Source organism: Paracoccus sp. SCSIO 75233, assembly GCF_027912675.1.
Taxonomy (GTDB): Bacteria; Pseudomonadota; Alphaproteobacteria; order Rhodobacterales; family Rhodobacteraceae; genus Paracoccus.
In genome coordinates, this window is the sequence record NZ_CP115757.1 from 2,068,535 (window position 1) to 2,088,219 (window position 19,685).

The window sequence follows — 19,685 nt, forward strand, 5'->3', positions numbered from 1 at the left end:
CAAGTTAATATAAAGGTAGCGGGCGAGCCGCGTCGCTTCAAGGGGTTGGTTCAGTCAGGTGACGCGTCATCGGGGGTGGAACGGCTTTCCGTGCCGTCATTTCCGAACAGCCCGGTCAAGGCGCGTGACATGATATTGCCGACTTTCGGCCGTGGCTGGGCGATGAAGGGAAGCGGGCGGCAGACCTCCATTGCCGCAATCCCGACACGGGCGGTCAACGCCCCGTTCACCACGCCCTCGCCAAAGCGGCGGGAGAGTTTCGCCAGCAGCCCGCCCCCGGCCAGCGTGTGGACCAGATCGTCGCCCGCTGCGACCGCTCCGGTCGCGACCAGATGCGTCATCACCGTCCGCGCCAGCCGCCAGCCGCCGACCGCACCGGCGCGCCCGCCATAGATCTCCGCCATGCGCCGGATCATCCGCAGATTGGCCATCAGCGCCGTCGCCACATCCGCGAAAGCCAGAGGGATCAGCGCGGTCGCGGCAGCGACGGTCCTCGACGCGGCCTCGATCTCGCGCCGCGCCTCCTGATCCAGCCGCGCCAGAAGCTGCGCCTCGGCGAGCGTCAGCAGGGTTTCGGCGTCAAGCGCATCCGGCCCGCGCTCGGCCAGCCTGGTCCGGCCCCATTTCGCCTCCGGCCGTTCGGCATAGATCCGGTCCAGTCGTTGAACGACGCTGCGCGCCGCGGTCAGATCCGCCTCCGCCATCGCCTTGCCGGCATCACGGTTGATCTGGTCGATCTGGGCGAAGCGGCCCCAGGCGCGATATTCGCGCCATGCCATACCCAGCACGGCGAGCGTGAACAGCGCGAACAGCCCGACGCCGATCCAGCCCAGCACCGGCCAGCGATCCATCAGCCGCGCGATATAGTTCAGCGCGGCGACCGACAGCAGGAAGGTGAAAAGCGCCACGGCGGAGTTGAAGAAAAACCGGGTCAGGCGCGAGGGACCACGACCTGCGAGCCGCGCCACCATCGCCATCGTACCGGGATCAGGCAGCGGCGGAAGATCATCCTCGATTGGCGGGGCGTCGGCGGGGTTAAGGCCCGCCTGATGCGCCTCGTCGCGGGGCGCATGACGCGGGGCGGCGTCACGCTCGGGCGGCGTGGGGTCGTCATCCAGTTCTATGAGCACGGGGCCTTGGCGGCGGTTTTCGGTCACAGGCGGTCTCCGATCAGGAATTCCGCCGCGCGGTCAAGGCGGATATGGGGCGGACCGTCGCCGGGTCGCGCGGTATCGGCGGCGGGTCGGAAATTCATGATCGCATAATCCCCGTCGAGCCATTCTGCCTGACCCTGCCGCGCCGGAACCAGCAGTGCTGCGGGATCGGAGGGCAGATCGCCGGGATAGAACGCCGCCCGCCTGCCATCCATCAGCGTGCCGCGCACAGCGGGCAGTTCATCGCCATTCTGCCGGATCACGTCCTCAGTCGTGGCGCGCAGCGCGGCAATCGCCATCGCCTCCGTCCGGGCACCGGCGAAATCGGCCCGGTCACGCGCCTCGCGCAGCAGGGCCGTCACGATATTCGTCAGCCGCTGATGCTGGCTGTGATGAAGGTGATCGGCCTTGGTCGCGGCAAAAAGAATACGATCCACCCGCCGCAGCCCGAGAAGCTGGCTCAGCCAGCCGGTGCGGCCCGGATTGAAGGCCGACAGAATATCCGCCATCGCCCGCCGCAGATCCTCTAGCGCCTGCGGACCGGCATGGATCGCGCCAAGCACATCGGCCAGCACCACCTGCCGGTCGATGCGGGAGAAGTGGTTGCGGAAAAACGGTTTCACGATCCGCGATTTATAGGCGTCATAGCGCCGCGTGAACTCCCGGCGCAGCGGCGTCTTGCCTTCCGTCAGCGGCAGCGGGGCGAAGGTCAGCGCGGGCGAGCCCTCCATCTCGCCGGGCAGCAGGAACCGCCCCGGCGTGCAGTCGGAAAACCCGGCCTCCCGCGCCTCGTTCAGATGGGCGGTATAGGCGGCGGCGAGCCGCTGCGCGGTCTGTTCGTCGAACCGGGCCGACAGATCGGTTTCAGCGAGCGTCTCCAGATAGCCATCCGCACCGGGGCGGCCCTGCATGCGGGTCAGAACCTCCTCCGACCACTGGTCATAGCTGCGCTCCATCAGGCGCAGATCGAGCAGCCATTCGCCGGGATAATCGACAATGTCCAGATGGATCGTCTGCGGGCCGCGAAACCCGCCGAACATGCCGCCGGGCTGCACCCTGAGCGACAGGCGAAGCTGAGAGATATGGCGGGTGCCTTCGGGCCAGTGCGGGTCCGGACCGGTCAATGCCGCCAGATGCCGTTCATACTCGAAACGCGGCACGGTGTCGTCGGGCTGGGGTTGCAGCCACGCCGCCTTGATCGAGCCATCCGCCGCCGCGCGCAGCGCCGTCATCCGCCCGCGATCCATCAAATTGGCCACGAGCGAGGTGATGAACACGGTCTTGCCGGCCCGGCTCAACCCGGTCACGCCGAGCCTTATCACCGGATCGCCCATCCCAATCCCGCGCATCAAACCATCGGTAAAATCGGATATGCCCATATGCCTGCCATGTTATGTCCGGGTTAACTTGCTGACCCGGCGCAGGGTTTCATATCGGCTACAGATGGCCCTGGTTCAAGGATTTCCGCTGGCGGGCGGTTCTGGCGCAGGCGATAAAGCGGGCATGACGGAACGCCTTCCTATCGACGACGCCCTACCTGCACTGAAAGACGCGCTGCGTGCCCATGGCCGCGCGGTGCTGATCGCGCCACCCGGTGCGGGCAAAACGACGCGGGTGCCGCTGGCGCTGATGGATCAGATCGCCGGGCGGATCATCATGCTGGAGCCGCGCCGTCTGGCCGCACGCGCCGCGGCAGAGCGTCTGGCCGCCGGGCTTGGTCAGAAGGTCGGCAGCGATGTCGGGTTCCGCATCCGGGGGGAGGCCGTATCAGGGGCGCGGATCGAGGTGGTCACCGAGGGGATACTGACCCGAATGCTGCAATCGGACCCCGCGCTTGAGGGGATCGGCTGCGTGATCTTCGACGAGTTCCACGAGCGCAGCCTGAATGCCGATCTGGGGCTGGCGTTGACATGGGAATCGCGGGGCGCGCTGCGCGACGATCTGGCCATCGTCGTCATGTCGGCCACGCTGGATGCGGGTCCGGTGGCGGCGCTTCTGAATGATGCGCCTGTGATCGAAAGCATGGGCCGCGCCTTTCCCGTCGAGACCCGCTATCTCGCCCGCCCACTGCCCGGTCAGACCCGCTTCGATCTGGAGGCCGCGAAGCTGATCGCGCAGGCGGAGGCGGACACTCGCGACGATCCCGGCGGCACGATCCTTGCCTTTCTGCCGGGCGAAGGCGAGATCCGGCGGGTCTCTGCCAGCCTGTCCGATCTGCCGGTCGAGATCGCGCCGCTTTACGGGGCAATGGATTTCAAAGCGCAGCGGGCAGCACTCGCCCCGCCCGGCGCGACGCGGCGGATCGTGCTGGCGACGGCGATTGCGGAAACCTCGCTGACCATTCCCGGCGTCAAGGTGGTGGTCGATTGCGGACGCGCGCGACGGGCAAGGTTCGATCCGGGCTCAGGCATGTCGCGGCTGGTGACGGAGAAGGTCTCGCGCGCCGAGGCCGAGCAGCGGCGGGGTCGCGCAGGCCGTGTCTCTGCCGGGATCTGCTACCGGATGTGGGCACGGGCCGAGGAAGGCGCGCTGCCGGAATTTGCGCCGCCGGAGATCATGGTGGCCGATCTGACCGGGCTGGCGCTTGAACTGGCGAATTGGGGCAGTGACGGCGGCGATCTGGCCTTTCTGACCCCGCCACCGGAGGCCGCGATGGCGGAGGCGCGGGCCTTGCTGCGTGATCTGGGCGCGCTGGATGGCGAGAACCGTATCACGCCGCATGGCCGTGAACTGGCCGCCCTGCCGGTTCATCCGCGCATTGCGCATATGCTGGCGGTCGCGGGCCGTCAGGCGGCGGATCTGGCCGCGCTGATCGAGGATCGCGATCCGCTGCGCGGCGCGGGCGCGGATCTGACCCGGCGGTTGCGGGCGATGCGGGAACCGGCGCGGCATGGTCCTGCGCGCAGCGCTCTGGAACGGTTGAAGCAGGAGGCGAAGCGGCTGCGGCGGATGACCTCTGACGTTTCCGCAATGGCGCCCGGCGCGATGGCCGCGCTTGCCTATCCCGACCGGATCGGGCTGCGGCGTCCGGGCGATCAGCCGCGCTATCTGCTGTCCGGCGGGCGCGGCGCGGTTCTGCCCGATGGTGACGAGATGGGGGCCGAGCGGTTGATCGTCGTCACCGATCTGGATGGCGAGGGCCGTGAATCGCGCATCCGGCTGGCCCTGCCCGTCTCCGAAGCCGATCTGCGCGCGCTTTTCGCGGATCGGATCATGACGGTTGCGGCGATTGAATGGTCCGCGCGCGAAGGCCGCATCCTGACGCGGGAGCGTGAGAAGCTGGGCGCGCTGACACTGGCGGAGCGGCCGCTTGAAGAGCCCGATGAGGAAGCGACGGCGCTTGCGGCCTGGGACGGGGTTCGGGCCGAAGGGCTTTATTGGACCAAGAAAGCAGGGCGGCTGCGGGCGCGGATCAGGCTGATGCCGGACGGGCCGGATGTCTCTGACGAGGCGTTGCTGGCGGATGGCGACTGGCTGATGCCGTTTCTGGGCAAGGTTCGGAACCGGGGCGACATCAGGGCGCTCGACCTGACGCAGCCGCTGATGAACCTGCTTGGGTGGGAGGGGCAGCAGACGCTGAACCGGCTCGCCCCCGCCAGCTTCACCACTCCGCTGGGCCGACAGGTGCCGATTGATTACGACGCCGAGACGCCATCCATCGAACTGCGCCTGCAAGAGCTGTTCGGCGTTACCGCCCATCCCTCGGTCGGCCAGCAACCGCTGCGCATCACCCTGTTGTCGCCGGGGCAAAAGCCGATTGCCGTGACCACCGATCTGCCGGGTTTCTGGTCCGGGTCTTACGGGGAGGTGCGCAAGGAGATGCGCGGACGATACCCGAAACACCCTTGGCCGGAAGACCCGACCGAGGCCGATCCGACGCTGCGCGCGAAGCCGCGGGGGAAATAACCCAAAGCGGGGGCAATCCGCGTCAGGTCAGCTTTTCATAAAGCCTCGCATAGTCGCGCGCGGAGGCGTCCCATCCGACCGGATGCGCCATCGCCCGCTGAACCATCTTTGCCCATGTCCCGGACCGCTGGAACAGCGTGCAGAGCTTGCGCAGGCTCAGCGACAATGCCTCGGCTGTGACGGGGGCGAATTGCAGCCCGGTCGCCACCTGCGCACGCAGCGCCGCGTCATTGGCGTCGATCACCGTATCAGCCAGCCCGCCCGTCCGCGCGACCAGCGGCAGCGTTCCGTAAGCGAGGCCGTACATCTGCGTCAGCCCGCACGGCTCGAACCGCGACGGCACAAGGACCGCGTCAGCACCGGCGAACATGCGATGCGCAAGCGCCTCGTCATAGCCGATCCTGACCCCGATCCGGCCCGGATCACGCGCGGCGGCCTGCTGGAAGCCGTCCTGCAAATCCGCCTCCCCCGTGCCGAGCAGGGCGAGCTGGCCGCCTGCCCCGGTCAGCACCGGCAGGCTTTCCAGCAACAGGTCCAGCCCCTTCTGTCGGGTCAGGCGGCTGACCACGATACAAAGCGGCCCGTCCGCAGCGTCCAGCCCGAATTCCTCGCGCAGTGCGGCGGCGCAGAGGGATTTGCCGTTCATATCACCGGCTGAATAATTCGCGGCGATATTAGCGTCGGTCGCCGGATCCCATGCCTGCCGGTCCACGCCGTTGAGAATGCCGGACAAGACATCCGCCCGCGCGCGGATCACCCCTTCAAGGCCGAAGCCGAATTCCGGCGTCGTCAGCTCCGTGGCGTAGGTCGGTGAGACGGTCGTGATCGCATCGGCAGAGACCAGACCGGCCTTGAGCGCGCTGATATTGCCCCAGAACTCATACCCGTCGGGATTGAAACGGTCCCACGGCAGGCGCAGTTCGGACAGCATGCTGGAAGGGGCGATGCCCTGAAAGGCGATATTGTGGATCGTCATGACCGAGGGCGTAGCGCCTTGCGTCCAGAGCGGCGCGAAACCAGCCTGCCAGTCATGCGCGTGGATCAGATCGGGACGCCAGCCATCGGAAAGCCCGTCCTGCGCAATCCGTGCTGCTGCCCAGCTTAACGCCGCGAAGCGCAGCGGGTTGTCGTGCCAGTCCCGCCCGGCCTCGTCCAGATAGGGGGTGCCCGCGCGGTCGAACAGATGGGGGGCGTCCAGCAGCAGCAGATTCAGACCGGCGGACCTGCCTGCCAGCACTTGCGCCGGGCCGCCAAACAGATCGTCATCGCGCCACAGGCTTTCCGCCCGGTCCAGCCGCTCTTTCAGCCCGCGATAGGCGGGGATAAGCGTCCGCAGTTCCCAGCCAAGCGGAGCCATCGCAGCGGGAAGTGCGCCCACGACATCCGCCAGCCCGCCGGTCTTGACCAGCGGCGCGCATTCGGAGGCCACGGACAGCACCGTTCCGGCAGGCGGGGCGGGCGGCGCGGCGCTGACCTTGCGGGCCGGTTTGCTCATTTTTGGGCTTCCCTGCGATCGATCATCTCTTTCGTAATCAGCGTGACACCGTTCTCGGTCCGGCGGAACCATTTCGCGTCTTCATCGGCATCTTCGCCCACGACAAGCCCCTCGGGGATCTCGACGCCCCGGTCGATGACGACATTGGTCAGCTGCGCCCGGCGACCGATATTCACATAAGGCATGGCCACAACCGATTTCAGCGAGGAATAGCTGTTCGCCTTCACCCCGGTGAACAGCAGCGAATTACGCACCTCCGAGCCAGAGATGATACAGCCCCCAGACACCATTGAACTGATCGCGTGGCCCCGGCGGTCCTCGTCGTCATGGATGAACTTGGCGGGTGGATTGATCTCCGCATAGGTCCAGATCGGCCAGTCGCGGTCATAGATGTCAAGCTCGGGCGAGAAATCCGTCAGGTCGATATTCGCCTGCCAGAACGCGTCGATTGTCCCCACGTCGCGCCAGTAGACCGGCGCATCCGGCGCGCTGCGCACGCAACTGTCGGAGAAGCGATGCGCGACCGCCTTGCCGTTCTTCACAAGATAGGGGATCAGATCATGGCCGAAATCATGGCTGGAATTCGGATCCTCGGCGTCCTTCAGCAGCAATTCGCGCAGGAACTTCCAGTCAAAGACATAGATCCCCATCGAAGCGAGCGTCGAGTCCGGGTCGTCCGGCATTCCCGGCGGATCGGCGGGTTTTTCAAGAAAAGACACAATGCGCCCCGCCTCATCCGTGTCCATGACGCCGAAGGCAGACGCCTCGCTGCGCGGCACGGTCAGGCAACCCACGGTCACATCCGCGCCGCTTTCGACATGCTGTTGCAGCATCAGCTCATAATCCATCTTGTAGATGTGATCACCGGCCAGCACGACGAGATAGTCGACATAGTAGCTGTCGATAATGGCGATATTCTGCGTGACCGCATCGGCAGTGCCGCGATACCAGCTTTCGCCGTCCATCTGCTGCGAGGCGGGCAGAATATCGAGAAACTCGTTCCGCTCCTGCCGGAAGAAGGACCAGCCCCGGTTGAGATGCCGGATCAGGCTGTGGGCCTTGTACTGCGTCGCCACCGACATCTTGCGGATGCCGGAGTTCAGCGCATTGGAGAGGGCGAAATCGATGATCCGCGATTTGCCGCCGAAATAGACCGCAGGCTTGGCGCGCCGGTCGGTCAGCTCCTTCAGCCGCGAACCGCGCCCCCCGGCCAGCACATAGGCCATGGCCCGCGATGAAAGACGGTTTGGTCTGTGCAAGGTCATTCCAGTATCCCCCCAAGCTGGATAGATTATGCGGCCTCGTAAATCAGGACCGATAGCGGCGGCAGCTCGACAAGGGCCGATTGGTCGTAACCCTGATATTCATCGCCATCCGCCGTGATGATCTCCGTCGTGGTCATCCCTGAACCGCCATAAACGCCCGCATCGCTGTTCAGGCGCAATTTCCATTTCCCGGCGCGCGGCAGCCCGATCTGCCAGCCATGACGCGGCACCGGGGTGAAATTGCAGATGACCGCGACGGGCGCATCCTCCTCCTCCCCGTAGCGGAGATAGGAGAGCACCGATTCCGCCGCCGCACCGCCGTCGATCCAGCCGAAGCCCGCAGCCGAACAGTCACGTTTATGCAGGGCGGGAAGGTCGCGATAGAGATGGTTCAGATCGCGCACCAGCGACTGAATACCTTTGTGGCGGGTGTCCTCCAGCAAATGCCAATCGAGCGAGGTGTTATGATCCCATTCCCGCCGCTGCGCGAATTCGCAGCCCATGAACAGCAGCTTCTTGCCCGGATGGGTCCACATGAAACCGTAATAGGCCCGCAGATTCGCAAATTTCTGCCAGTCATCCCCCGGCATTTTTTCGATCATCGAGCCCTTGCCGTGGACCACCTCGTCATGGCTGATCGGCAGGATGAAGTTTTCGGAAAAGGCATAGACCAGCCCGAAGGTCAGTTGATTGTGGTGATGGCTGCGATGCACCGGCTCATGCTGGATATAGCTGAGCGTGTCGTTCATCCAGCCCATGTTCCACTTGAACCCGAAGCCCAGACCGCCCCGGTCAACGGGCCGCGATACGCCGGGAAAGGATGTCGATTCCTCCGCCGCGGTCATGATGCCCGGCACCTCTCCGTAAGCGATCGTGTTGACGCTGCGCAGAAAATCGATGGCTTCCAGATTCTCGCGCCCGCCGTGGATATTCGGCACCCACTCGCCTTCCTTGCGCGAATAGTCACGGTAGAGCATCGACGCCACGGCATCCACCCGCAGCCCGTCGACATGGTATTCCTGAAGCCAGTAGAGCGCATTTGCGATCAGGTAGTTTGAGACCTCGCGCCGACCGTAATTATAGATCAGCGTATTCCAGTCCTGATGAAACCCCTCGCGCGGATCGGCATGTTCGTAAAGCGCCGTGCCGTCAAACCGCGCCAGCCCGTGCGGATCGGTCGGGAAATGCCCCGGCACCCAGTCCAGAAGCAGGCCGAGCCCCGCCTCATGCGCGGCTTCGACCAGATGGCGGAACTCGTCAGGGGTGCCGAAACGGATTGTCGGCGCGAACATCCCGACCGGCTGATAGCCCCATGATCCATCGAAGGGAAATTCCGAAATCGGCAGCAGCTCGATATGGGTGAACCCCATCCCGGCGACATAGGGGATCAGGTCGCGCGCCAGTTCCAGATAGCTGAGCGGGCGGTTATCATCCTCGATCACGCGCCGCCAGCTTCCGGGATGAACCTCATAGATAGAGATCGGGGCGGAGACGCTCTGCGCCCGGCCCCGACGTTTCATCCACGCCCCATCCTGCCAGTTGAAATCGTGAAGCTCCCGCACGACAGAGGCGGTCGCAGGCGGATGTTCTGCCCCAAACCCGACCGGGTCGGCCTTTTCCGGCACCGGCTCGCCATGCGCGCCGGTGATGGCGAATTTATACGCCTCGCCCTCGCCGATACCGGGCAGAAAGATCTCCCAGACGCCGGTGGAGCCACGCCGCCGCATTCCGTGGCGGCGCGCATCCCAACCGTTGAAATTCCCAAGGACCGAGACCCGCCGGGCATTCGGTGCCCAGACCGCGAAATGCGTCCCTGTTACGCCCTGGTGTTTTATAACATGCGCACCTAACACGCGCCAAAGCTGTCGATGCGTGCCCTCCCCGATCAGATGTTCGTCGATCTGGCCGAGAACCGGGCCGAAGCGATAGGGGTCTTCATATTCCCATTGTGTCTGGCCGTCGGAGCCGCGCAGCAGATACGGCATCGGCTCAGGCAGGAAACCGACGAAAAGGCCGGGGGCCTCCTCGGCGGGCGACATCGGGCGTTCGCCATCGACGGCGGAAATCGACATCTCAACGGCACCGTGATCGAGCGCGACGATCCGCCAGCCCCCCTGTGACGGATGCGGACCCAGAATGTCGAACGGATCAGCCTCCCGCCCATCCGAAAGCGCGCGGGCGCGATCAGCGGGCAGTTTCAGCCAGCCCGTGCTTTGCGGCAAGTCATCGTCCTGATCGTCATCCAGCCCGTTTCTCTCTGCCGTCACCTTGACCCTCCATCTGCCAGACCCGTTCCATGTAGTCACGGATCGAACGGTCTGAGGAGAACCAGCCCATGCGCGCGGTGTTCAGCGCCGCCATGCGATGCCAGTTCTCCCTGTCCCCAAATGAGGCATCAATTTTGCGCTGAGTCGACAGGTAATCCGCAAAATCTGAGCAAACGAGATAGGTGTCCCAATTGGTCAGGATATCAATCAGCCGCCCATAGCGTGCCGGATCGCCGCCAAATGTCCCGCTGCCGATCAGGCTGATCGCGCGTGAAAGCTCCGGGCATTCGGCGATCGCCTTGCGGGCATGGTCGGGAACTGCGCGCCGCGCCTCCACCTCTTCGGTGGACATGCCGAACAGGAAGAAGTTTTCGGCCCCGACATGCTCACGAATTTCCACATTCGCACCGTCGAGCGTGCCGATGGTCAGCGCACCGTTCATCGACAATTTCATATTGCCGGTGCCGGAGGCTTCCTTGCCCGCCGTGGAAATCTGTTCCGACAGATCCGCCGCCGGAATAAGCCGGACCGCCATCGAGACGTTGTAGTTCGGCGGATAAACCACCATCAGCCGCCCGCGCATCAGCGGATCGTTGTTAATCACCTTCGCGACATCGTTGATCAGGTGAATGATCTCTTTCGCGACCGCATAGCCCGGCGCCGCCTTGCCGCCGAAAATCTTGACGCGGGGCTGCCAGTCCGCCTCCGGGTTCTGCCGGATCGCATCCCAGTAGGCGATGGTTTCGAGGATGTTGAGGAACTGCCGCTTATATTCATGGATGCGCTTGATCTGCACATCGAAAAGCGCATCCGGATCGGGGGTGATCCCCATCGTGTCATTCAGCCAGTTCGACAGTGCGATCTTGTTATGCCGTTTCGCGGCGGCATAGCGATCCAGCCAGCCCGCATCCCCGATATGCGGCTCGATCAGCTTGAGTTGATCCAGATGATCGACCCAGTCCTCGCCGCCCAGTGTTTCGGTGATCAGCCCGGACAGGGCCGGGTTCGCCGAATAGAGCCAGCGGCGCGGGGTGACGCCATTGGTGACATTGACGATCCGCTCCGGATGCAGCCGGTGCAGGTCATGAAACACCGTTTCCTTCATCAGCTCCGTATGCAGCGCGGAGACGCCGTTCACATGGCCGGACTGCATGAAAGCGAGCGTGCCCATGTGAACCTGACCGTGATGGATCGCGGAAAGCTCCAGCGGGCGGGACGGATTGCGGCGCTTGTGGTGGTCGTCGATCCGTTCGATCAGGTCCATGTGGCGCGGCAGGATCTTGCGGAAGAGCCCCTCATGCCACGCCTCAAGCGCCTCTGGCAGCAGCGTGTGATTGGTGTAGTTCAGCACCCGGACCGCCATATCGGCTGCCGTGTCGAAGTCCTGACCGAAATCGTCCAGCAGCACCCGCACCAGTTCTGCCCCGGCAATCGCAGGATGGGTGTCGTTCATCTGAATGGCCACGCGCTCCGGCAGTTTGGCGATGGCTTCACCCTGAGAGGCAAAGCGACGCATGATGTCGCGGACCGAGGCGGCGGTGAAGAAATATTCCTGCTTGAGGCGCAACTCCTTCCCGGCCTCCGTGGAATCATCCGGGTACAGCACGCGGGAGATCGTGCGGGCCAGCGATTCGGCGGCACCGGCGGCGATATATTCGCCGCGATTGAACCGGGCGAGATCAAACTCCCCGACCGCCTTGCCCGACCAGAGGCGCAGCGTATTGGCCCAACGTCCGCGCCAGCCGATCACCGGCATGTCGTAGGCGGCGGCGATGACGCTCTCCTCCGGGTGCCAGATCTTCTTTGCGCCGTCGCCCTCGATCCAGCCGCCGAAGCCGATTTCATAGGCAGCTTCCGGGCGCTCGAATTCCCACGGGTTGCGCGATTTCAGCCAGCTTTCCGCCGTCTCGACCTGACGTCCCTTGTCGAAGCGCTGCCGGAACAGCCCGTGCTCATATCTGAGCCCATAGCCGTAGGCGGGGACACCCAGCGTGGCCATCGATTCCATGTAGCACGCGGCCAGACGGCCAAGCCCGCCATTGCCAAGCGCAGCCTCCGGTTCGTCGTGGATCACCTCGTCATATTCGACGCCGAGCCCTTTCAACGCCTCGCGCGCGGCATCGTCGAGGCCCAGATTGACCACCGAATCCTCCAGGAGCCTGCCGATCAGGAACTCCATCGACAGATAATGCACCCGCTTGAGATTGCCGCCATAGGTCGCGCGCGTCGAGGCGAACCACGGCTCGACAATGCGGTCGCGCACCGCAAGCGACAGCGCCATGCGCCAGTCCGAGAGCGATGCATGCGGGGCATCCTTGCCGATTGAATAGGTCAGATGATCACGGATCGACTGAGCCAGTTCTTTCGGGGTGGCGCCTGTCGCTGGCTGAGGCATGATTGCACTCCGTCGCTGGGGGATGTTAGCGGCAGCATTAGGGTGCAAAACGCCCATATTCAATGGCCCGAATGGGTTAAGGAGGTTTCCATGACGAAAGATTGGTGGCGTGGTTCTGTCACTTATCAGGTTTATCCAAGATCTTTTCAGGACAGCAACGGCGACGGAATCGGCGATCTCAATGGGATCACACAGCGGATCGGCCATATCGCCAGCCTCGGCGTGGATGCGGTCTGGCTGTCGCCGGTCTTCACCTCACCGATGGCGGATATGGGTTATGACGTGTCGGATTATACCGATATCGACCCTTTATTCGGCGATCTGAAGGATTTCGACCGGCTGGTTGCCAAGGCACATGAGCACGGGCTGAAGGTCATTATCGACCAGGTGCTGAGCCATTCCTCCGACCAGCACCCGTTCTTTGTCGAAAGCCGCAAGGGGCGCGATAACGACAAATCCGACTGGTATGTCTGGGCCGATGCGCAGCCGGATGGCTCCCCGCCGAATAACTGGGCCTCCGTCTTCGGCGGATCGGCCTGGGAATGGGACGGGCATCGCAAGCAATATTACCTGCATAACTTCCTGACCTCGCAGCCGGATTTCAACTTCCACAATAAGGAAGTGCAGGACTGGCTGCTGGGCACGATGCGGTTCTGGCTGGAACGCGGGGTGGACGGTTTCCGGCTCGATACGGTGAATTTCTATTTCCACGATGCGAAGCTGCGCAAGAACCCGGCCCGCAAAGGTGAGCCACAGGTGAACCCATATGAAATGCAGTTGCACAAATTCTCCAAGACCCGGCCGGAGAATCTCGATTTTCTTGCCCGGATGCGGAAGCTGACCGATGAATACAGCGCGAGCATGGTGGGCGAGGTCGGCGATTCGACCCGTGCCGTCGAAATCATGGGCGAATACACATCCGGCGAGGACCGGCTGCATCAGGCCTACAGCTTCGAGATGCTCGGCCCGCAATTCTCTCCGAAACATTTCCGCACGACGGTAGAGCGGTTTTTCCGCAAAGCCCCGGATGGCTGGCCTTGCTGGGCGTTTTCAAACCATGATGTGATCCGGCATTTGACGAGATGGGAAGAACACGGCCCCGATCAGGACAGCCTCGCAAAGCTCTGCGCGGCGATGCTGCTGTCCTTCCCCGGCTCGGTCTGCATCTATCAGGGCGAGGAGCTTGGCCAGACGGAAACGGAGCTTGAATTTGACGAGCTGACCGACCCGCCGGGCATCCGCTTCTGGCCGGACTACAAAGGCCGGGACGGATGCCGGACGCCGATGGTTTGGGACGGGAATGGCAACACCTCCGGCGGTTTCAGCGAGGCAAAGCCGTGGCTGCCGGTCAAGGCGCCACAGCTTGCACGAAACGTGGCGGTGCAGGAGGCGGATCAGGATTCCGTGCTGCATTTCTACCGCAAGATGCTGGCGTTTCGGGCTGAGCGGGAGGACCTGCACGGTCGCGGGATCGCCAATTTCATCAAGCGGCCCGATCCCGTGCTGATGTTCCAACGCGGGGGCCTGATCTGCCTGTTCAATCTCGGCCCCGATCCGGTTGAAACCAATCTGCCACAGGCCGACAGCTATGAGCTGGTCGGCCCCTCACAGGCGGCGACGCTCAGGAAACGAAAGGTAACGCTCGGCCCTAACGGCTTTGGCTTTATTCAAGTCTGAATCGCCGGGCATCTGGTTACGTCACACATATAAAAACGGCGCGCGGATCACCCGCGCGCCGTTCTCATTCAGCCAATCGAGAGACAATCAGAACGATTTGCTGACGCCAAGCGTGACCGTGCGACCCGGGGCAAGCGCCGGGTCAATCTGGCGCGAACCCGCGGTCCGCTGAACATAGCTGGAGCGTTCGTAGTAGTTTTCATCCAGCAGGTTATCCACGCCGAGGCGGAGTTTCGTCCCGGCAAGCTGCTCCGGCTTCCACTCGGCATAAGCGTTCACGACGGTGTAGCTTTCATGCTCCGCGAAGCCGGCATCGGTCATCAGGGCATCGTCGAGGCTGCTCGCCCATTCGACCGTCGCGCCAAGCGTCAGATTGTATTGCGGCAGGGCGTGATCGACATAGAGCGTTGCCAGATCACCGACCGGCATGAAGGTCGTCCCGCCAATGGGCAGCGCAAACTCGCCGTCAATCGTGACATCAGCCTTGGTGTAGGTGGCACCGATGCGGGTGTCCTGCCAGTCATAGGATGCGTTGAGGGTAAAGCCCTTGCTGCGCCCCTCTTCCGCATTGGTCAGCATGCCCGCGCCGACATCGTAATCGCCAACACCGTCAAGACGGGTGTCGAAGAAGGTCAGACCGCCGCGCCAGTTGTTGCCGCTCGCATTCAGGCCGACCTTGTAGTTCGTGGCCGTCGCCGGCTCGAAATTCGGGTCGGTGATGAATGCCTCGTTGCGGGCGTGAAGCAGGGCGTATTCGCCCATGTCGAAGCCCATCCAGCTATGCGATGCACCGGCAAAGACCTCAAACATATCGTTAAAGCGATAGGAAACGGTCGCATTGGCGCTCGCCCCGGAATCGGTGAAGCGCTTGTTGTTCCAGTCGCTGAAACGATGGTGATCGTAGCGCAGGCCGGTCGACAGGTCGACGCCGTTGGCGAATTCGAAGCGGCCTTGTGCAAACGCCCCAACCTGGAAGGTCGAGAGGTTCCAGACCGGCCCCGGCGCGCTGGAGTGATCGCCGTAATTGTCGATCATATATTCGCTGTCGGCAAAATCGATACCGGTCGTCACAGTGCCGTTTGCAATGGTGAAGGTGTTCTTGACCACACCGCCGAAGCTGTCGCGGTCAAGCTCCATATCGCCGTTCGGGCGGGCGCTGCCGTCGACCGGGTCGATCAGATCGCCGACGATATAGTTGGGACGCCAGTAATTGGTGGAGCTGATATAGAGCTTCGCGACCGGGTCCCAAAGATCGGTCGGCGTGGTTGCGGTATAGGTCAGGCTCAGCGTTTCACTGTCGACATCAAGCGGATAGACTGCGGTATCGCCGTTCAGGTCCATGTTCATCTTGATGGTGCGGTCGGCATCATCCTGTGAGCGCTCATAGGCCAACTCGAAGCGACCGCCTTCGGCTTCATAACCGAACTTCATCAGCGCGCCTTTCGCCGCGAGTTCGGTCCCCGGCATCTCATAGCCACTGCCGGATTCGTAGTTGTCCCCGCTCTGCCCATGCAGCATCACGAACCAGTCGAAGCCGTTATAGACGCCATATCCGGCGAGGCTGGCCGACAGGCCGCGACCGTTATCGCCATAGGACAGGGCCGCACGACCGCCGCTGCTGCGGCCAGCTTCCAGCAGATCCTGCGCGCCGACGGTTTCGTAGCGCACAGCCCCCGCCGAAGCGGCAAAGCCCGCGTCGGCCGCCGCAGCACCCGCTTCAACCTCGACGGTGCGGATAAAGGCGGGGTCGATCACGTTAGAGCCGGTATGGTGCCAGCTTGTCGGTCCCTGCGGTACACCGTCGATTGTCACGGCAAGCTTCGACTGCTCGATCCCGAAAACATGGATGCGCTTGGACGGCCCCGCCCCGCCCGACACGGTCAATGCCGATTCACGGGCAAACAGCTCGGAAACATCGGCGGGTTGCAGCAGCTCGATATCCTCTGCGGTGACGACAGCGCCGCCAGTGGATTCGATGTTCTCCTCACCATCGGCGACCAGCGTGATCGTGGACAGAACGATCGGCGACGCCACATCCTGTGCGGCGGCGGCGGTCATCAAAGCGAGGACTGACACACTGGTCAGCGGCAACAGAGATCTGCGCATAGTGTTTCCTTTGAAATCAATAGAGAGAGGCGCCATAAGTGGCGTCAATTTCTGACTGTTATGCTCTGAAATGGATATGCGCAAATAATGCGAGCAATATTGTCAGAAATTGCGGCTTCTCTGCCACAGGACCCCTCGCTTCATCATGCAAAGCTGCGGGGCTAACTGTTTGGAAAGCAGCGTGGAAATGACGGTGAGCGGTTTGGCGTCTGGAATTCCGGATAATCAGCGTTTGGAAAAATGCCTCAGGACGGTGAAAGATACGGGCCGACGCCGTATCGCGGACAAGGGGCGATTACGTTGTTTCACCGTCTATCTCAGCCGCTACAAGCTCCTGCAACTGCCAGATGTAGTCGTCGTAAATGCCCGCTGCTTCAAGCCCTTGCGCGGTGCGGAGCAGGTATTCCGCCCCTGACCCCGCAGCACCGTTGGCCCGGGCAAGCCGTTTGGCCTGTTCGCGAATAGGCAGATCGGTCAGATCCACATCGACCGGATCGGCATAGAACGTCAACGCCTCGCTGCGTCCCTGATCGGTTTCGACCTCGATCCAGCGCGCATTCGCCGACAGTTCGCGGGCCACGAGTTCGCGCTTCAGGATCGCACGCATCGACTCGGTTTCAGTGCCCGTCAAGATATCGAGGACCAGCCCTTCGCAGCTCCCCCCCGATGCCAGTGCCAGCATCAAACCGGGCTGATCCGCGGAGCCCCGGAAATGATCCAGATGGATATTGAACTGCCGATGCCAGCCGATCGCCGTTGCCCTCCGGCGTGCGCCGACGGCAAAATCCGGGTTCCAGATCAAGGAACCATAAGCGAATATCGGGATGGGACGGTTCCTGCCGTCGGTCAGCGAAGCTGCCAGCCGGTCCAGATCCTCATCCTCCAGAAAATGCCAGTCTTCCTTGTGCTTCGGCCCGTCGACGAGCCGGGTGGCAAGGCGCACATGCTCATCCGTCAGCCGCAATTCGCTGGGTTTCGGATCAGACATCCAGTTCCTCGACGAAGCGCGCGTTCTCCTGAATATACTGGAAACGCAGCTCCGGCTTCTTGCCCATGAGCCGCTCAACCAGATCACCGGTTTCGCCGGCGGCGTCTTCGTCGATGCTGACCCGGATCAGCTTGCGCGTCTTCGGGTTCATCGTGGTTTCCTTGAGGTCCTTGGCGTCCATTTCGCCCAAACCTTTGAAACGCTGCACGTCGATCTTGCCGCGCCCGCCGAGACCTTTTTCAAGCAGCCGATCCTTTTCGGCATCGTCGGCGACATAGACCCGCTCCGCCCCCTGCGTCAGCCGGTAAAGCGGCGGACAGGCAAGGTAGAGATGCCCCTTGTCAATCAGCGGGCGCATCTGGGTGAAGAAGAACGTCATCAGCAGGCTGGCGATATGCGCGCCGTCGACATCTGCGTCCGTCATGATGATGATCTTGTCGTAGCGCAGATCGTCAAGGTTGAACTTGGTGCCCATCCCGACGCCAAGCGCCTGGCAAAGATCGTTGATTTCCTGATTGGAGCCTAGCTTGGACGAAGCCGCGCCCAGCACGTTCAGGATTTTGCCCTTCAGCGGCAAAAGCGCCTGCGTCGCACGTTCGCGGGCCTGCTTGGCCGAGCCGCCTGCCGAGTCCCCCTCGACGATGAAAAGCTCCGTTCCGGCGCGGCTCTTGGCCGAGCAATCCACCAGCTTGCCCGGCAGCCGCAGCTTCTGCGTGGCGGTCTTGCGCTGCGTTTCTTTTTCCTGACGCCGGCGCAGGCGTTCTTCAGCCCGCAGGATCAGGAAATCGAGGATCGCGCCTGCGGATTTCGGGTCACTCGCCAACCAGTTGTCGAAATGGTCGCGCACCGCGCCTTCGACCAGACGCTGCGCCTCAACGGTTGCGAGCCGGTCCTTGGTCTGCCCGACGAATTCCGGTTCGCGGATGAAGCAGGACACAAGCGCGCAGCCGCCGGTAATCAGATCCTCACGGGTGATCTGTGCAGCCTTCTTGTTGTTCGCCAATTCGCCATAGGCGCGCACTCCCTTCAGGATCGCGGCCCAGAAACCGGCCTCATGCGTGCCGCCTTCTGGTGTCGGCACGGTGTTACAGTAGGACTGGATAAAACCGTCGCGAGAGGGCGTCCAGTTGATCGCCCAGTCGACCTTGCCGGGGACGCCGAAGCGTTCCTTGAAATCGACATTGCCCGAGAACGGGCGGTCGGCATAGGTGGTCACCCCATCCAGCGTCTCGGTCAGGTAATCGGCCAGACCGCCGGGGAAATGGAACGTCGCCTCAAGCGGGGTCTCACCATCGTCAATTTCCGATTTCCAGCGGATTTCGACGCCGCTGAACAGATAGGCTTTCGACTTCACCATTTTCAGCAGCCGCGCGGGCTTGAAACGGTGATGGCCGAAAATTTCCTCGTCCGCGTGGAAGATCACGGTCGTCCCGCGACGGTTTGGTGCGGCACCGATCTTTTCAGCCGGTCCCTGCGGCACCCCGCGAGAGAAGCGCTGCTCGAACAACTCCTTATTCCGCGCGACCTGCACGACCATGCTGTCGGAGAGAGCATTCACGACCGAGGCCCCTACCCCGTGCAACCCGCCCGAGGTTTGATAGGCGTCGCCCGAAAACTTGCCGCCCGCGTGAAGCGTGCAAAGGATCACCTCAAGCGCCGACTTACCGGGGAATTTCGGGTGCGGATCAATCGGGATGCCGCGCCCATTGTCCCGGATGGTAACGGAGTAATCCGCCGCCAGTTCGACCTCGATCCGGCTGGCATGACCCGCGACGGCTTCGTCCATCGAGTTATCGAGGATCTCGGCCACCAGATGATGCAGCGCGCGTTCATCCGTGCCGCCGATATACATGCCCGGACGTTTGCGGACCGGCTCCAACCCCTCCAGCACCTCAATGGAGGCGGCGGAATAGCTGGTGTCCTCCGTCGTTGTCGGGAATAGATCGTCGGCCATGCTCTGCTCGCATTATGGTTTTGGCGGTTATCTCATGAAGCGGCACGCTGGGGCAAGGCTTCGTCGGCCTGTTCCGTCGCGCCGGGAAAACGGCGATCAGGGATGACCGCGCAACCAGTCAGCCAGATCGCCATCGTCAATCTTGCCTTGGGCGAGCGCGATGATTTTCTGGCCCATCACATCCTCGGTTACATCGGGTTCCGCGGCACCGTTCATGTCCAGCACGATCTGCATCACGCGATAAGCAGTCCGCTTGTTCGCGTCGTTGAAACAATGTCCCTGCGAGATGGCCATGGCGTAGGCGGCAGCAAGCGCAAAGACATTATCGATCATGCCGTACGCCAACCGATTTTCGACTCGTGCCAACGCTCCCGAAAGCGATTTGTCCCGTGCCATGCCGGTCAATTCACCTTGGTTCAGAACGGTATCATGGATCATCTCGACCATGTCAGCCGAGGGAAGCAACCAGTCAGTCATC

At 63.0% G+C, this 19,685-nt stretch carries 12 protein-coding genes; 2 read left to right on the forward strand and 10 right to left on the reverse strand.

Annotated elements, in window-relative coordinates; genetic code table 11:
* Positions 1 to 50: 50 nt before the first annotated feature.
* Both PAF12_RS10020 and PAF12_RS10025 read right to left on the reverse strand, forming a co-directional pair.
* Positions 51 to 1,157, reverse strand: a complete 1,107-nt coding sequence (locus PAF12_RS10020) for a YcjF family protein (protein ID WP_271106791.1) — start codon at positions 1,155 to 1,157, stop codon at positions 51 to 53.
* On the reverse strand, positions 1,154 to 2,533 hold the full coding sequence (locus PAF12_RS10025; RefSeq protein ID WP_271106792.1) for a YcjX family protein: 1,380 nt from the start codon (positions 2,531 to 2,533) through the stop codon (positions 1,154 to 1,156). The genes PAF12_RS10020 and PAF12_RS10025 overlap by 4 nt, the downstream gene beginning before the upstream one ends.
* A 124-nt stretch (positions 2,534 to 2,657) precedes the next feature.
* Here PAF12_RS10025 and hrpB point away from each other — a divergent pair, with 124 nt between their 5' ends.
* Positions 2,658 to 5,060 carry an ATP-dependent helicase HrpB gene (hrpB, locus tag PAF12_RS10030; protein ID WP_271109685.1) on the forward strand — a complete coding sequence of 801 codons (2,403 nt, stop codon included), beginning with the start codon at positions 2,658 to 2,660 and terminating at the stop codon, positions 5,058 to 5,060.
* A gap of 22 nt (positions 5,061 to 5,082) precedes the next feature.
* Here the strand turns inward: hrpB and glgA are convergent, their stop codons facing one another.
* Genes glgA through PAF12_RS10050 form a run of 4 tightly spaced genes read right to left on the reverse strand, consistent with a single transcriptional unit; the run spans position 5,083 to position 12,482 of the window.
* Positions 5,083 to 6,555 (reverse strand): glycogen synthase GlgA, encoded by a 1,473-nt coding sequence (glgA, locus tag PAF12_RS10035; RefSeq protein ID WP_271106793.1) that lies wholly within the window; start codon positions 6,553 to 6,555, stop codon positions 5,083 to 5,085.
* Entirely contained in the window at positions 6,552 to 7,820 is a 1,269-nt protein-coding gene (gene glgC / locus PAF12_RS10040) for a glucose-1-phosphate adenylyltransferase (RefSeq protein ID WP_271106794.1), read from the reverse strand. Before glgC ends, glgA begins: the two co-directional genes overlap by 4 nt.
* A gap of 26 nt (positions 7,821 to 7,846) precedes the next feature.
* Positions 7,847 to 10,021, reverse strand: a complete 2,175-nt coding sequence (gene glgB, locus PAF12_RS10045) for a 1,4-alpha-glucan branching protein GlgB (RefSeq protein WP_271109686.1) — start codon at positions 10,019 to 10,021, stop codon at positions 7,847 to 7,849.
* A gap of 37 nt (positions 10,022 to 10,058) precedes the next feature.
* A complete protein-coding gene (locus tag PAF12_RS10050) occupies positions 10,059 to 12,482 on the reverse strand; it encodes a glycogen/starch/alpha-glucan phosphorylase (protein ID WP_271106795.1) in 2,424 nt (807 codons plus the stop codon).
* Positions 12,483 to 12,572: 90 nt separating this feature from the next.
* Here PAF12_RS10050 and PAF12_RS10055 point away from each other — a divergent pair, with 90 nt between their 5' ends.
* Positions 12,573 to 14,159, forward strand: a complete 1,587-nt coding sequence (locus PAF12_RS10055) for an alpha-amylase family glycosyl hydrolase (RefSeq protein WP_271106796.1) — start codon at positions 12,573 to 12,575, stop codon at positions 14,157 to 14,159.
* An 87-nt stretch (positions 14,160 to 14,246) separates the two neighbouring features.
* Here PAF12_RS10055 and PAF12_RS10060 read toward each other — a convergent pair whose 3' ends face one another.
* The 4 genes from PAF12_RS10060 to PAF12_RS10075 all read right to left on the reverse strand — a co-directional run bounded on the left by PAF12_RS10060 (position 14,247) and on the right by PAF12_RS10075 (position 19,684).
* Positions 14,247 to 16,265, reverse strand: a complete 2,019-nt coding sequence (locus tag PAF12_RS10060; RefSeq protein WP_271106797.1) for a TonB-dependent receptor — start codon at positions 16,263 to 16,265, stop codon at positions 14,247 to 14,249.
* Positions 16,266 to 16,560: 295 nt separating this feature from the next.
* Positions 16,561 to 17,253, reverse strand: coding sequence for a gamma-glutamylcyclotransferase (locus PAF12_RS10065; protein WP_271106798.1), 693 nt, complete (start codon positions 17,251 to 17,253; stop codon positions 16,561 to 16,563).
* Positions 17,246 to 19,207, reverse strand: a complete 1,962-nt coding sequence (gene parE, locus PAF12_RS10070; RefSeq protein ID WP_271106799.1) for a DNA topoisomerase IV subunit B — start codon at positions 19,205 to 19,207, stop codon at positions 17,246 to 17,248. The genes PAF12_RS10065 and parE overlap by 8 nt, the downstream gene beginning before the upstream one ends.
* 96 nt (positions 19,208 to 19,303) lie before the next feature.
* Entirely contained in the window at positions 19,304 to 19,684 is a 381-nt protein-coding gene (locus tag PAF12_RS10075) for a type II toxin-antitoxin system death-on-curing family toxin (RefSeq protein WP_271106800.1), read from the reverse strand.
* Between the last annotated feature and the right edge of the window lies 1 nt (position 19,685).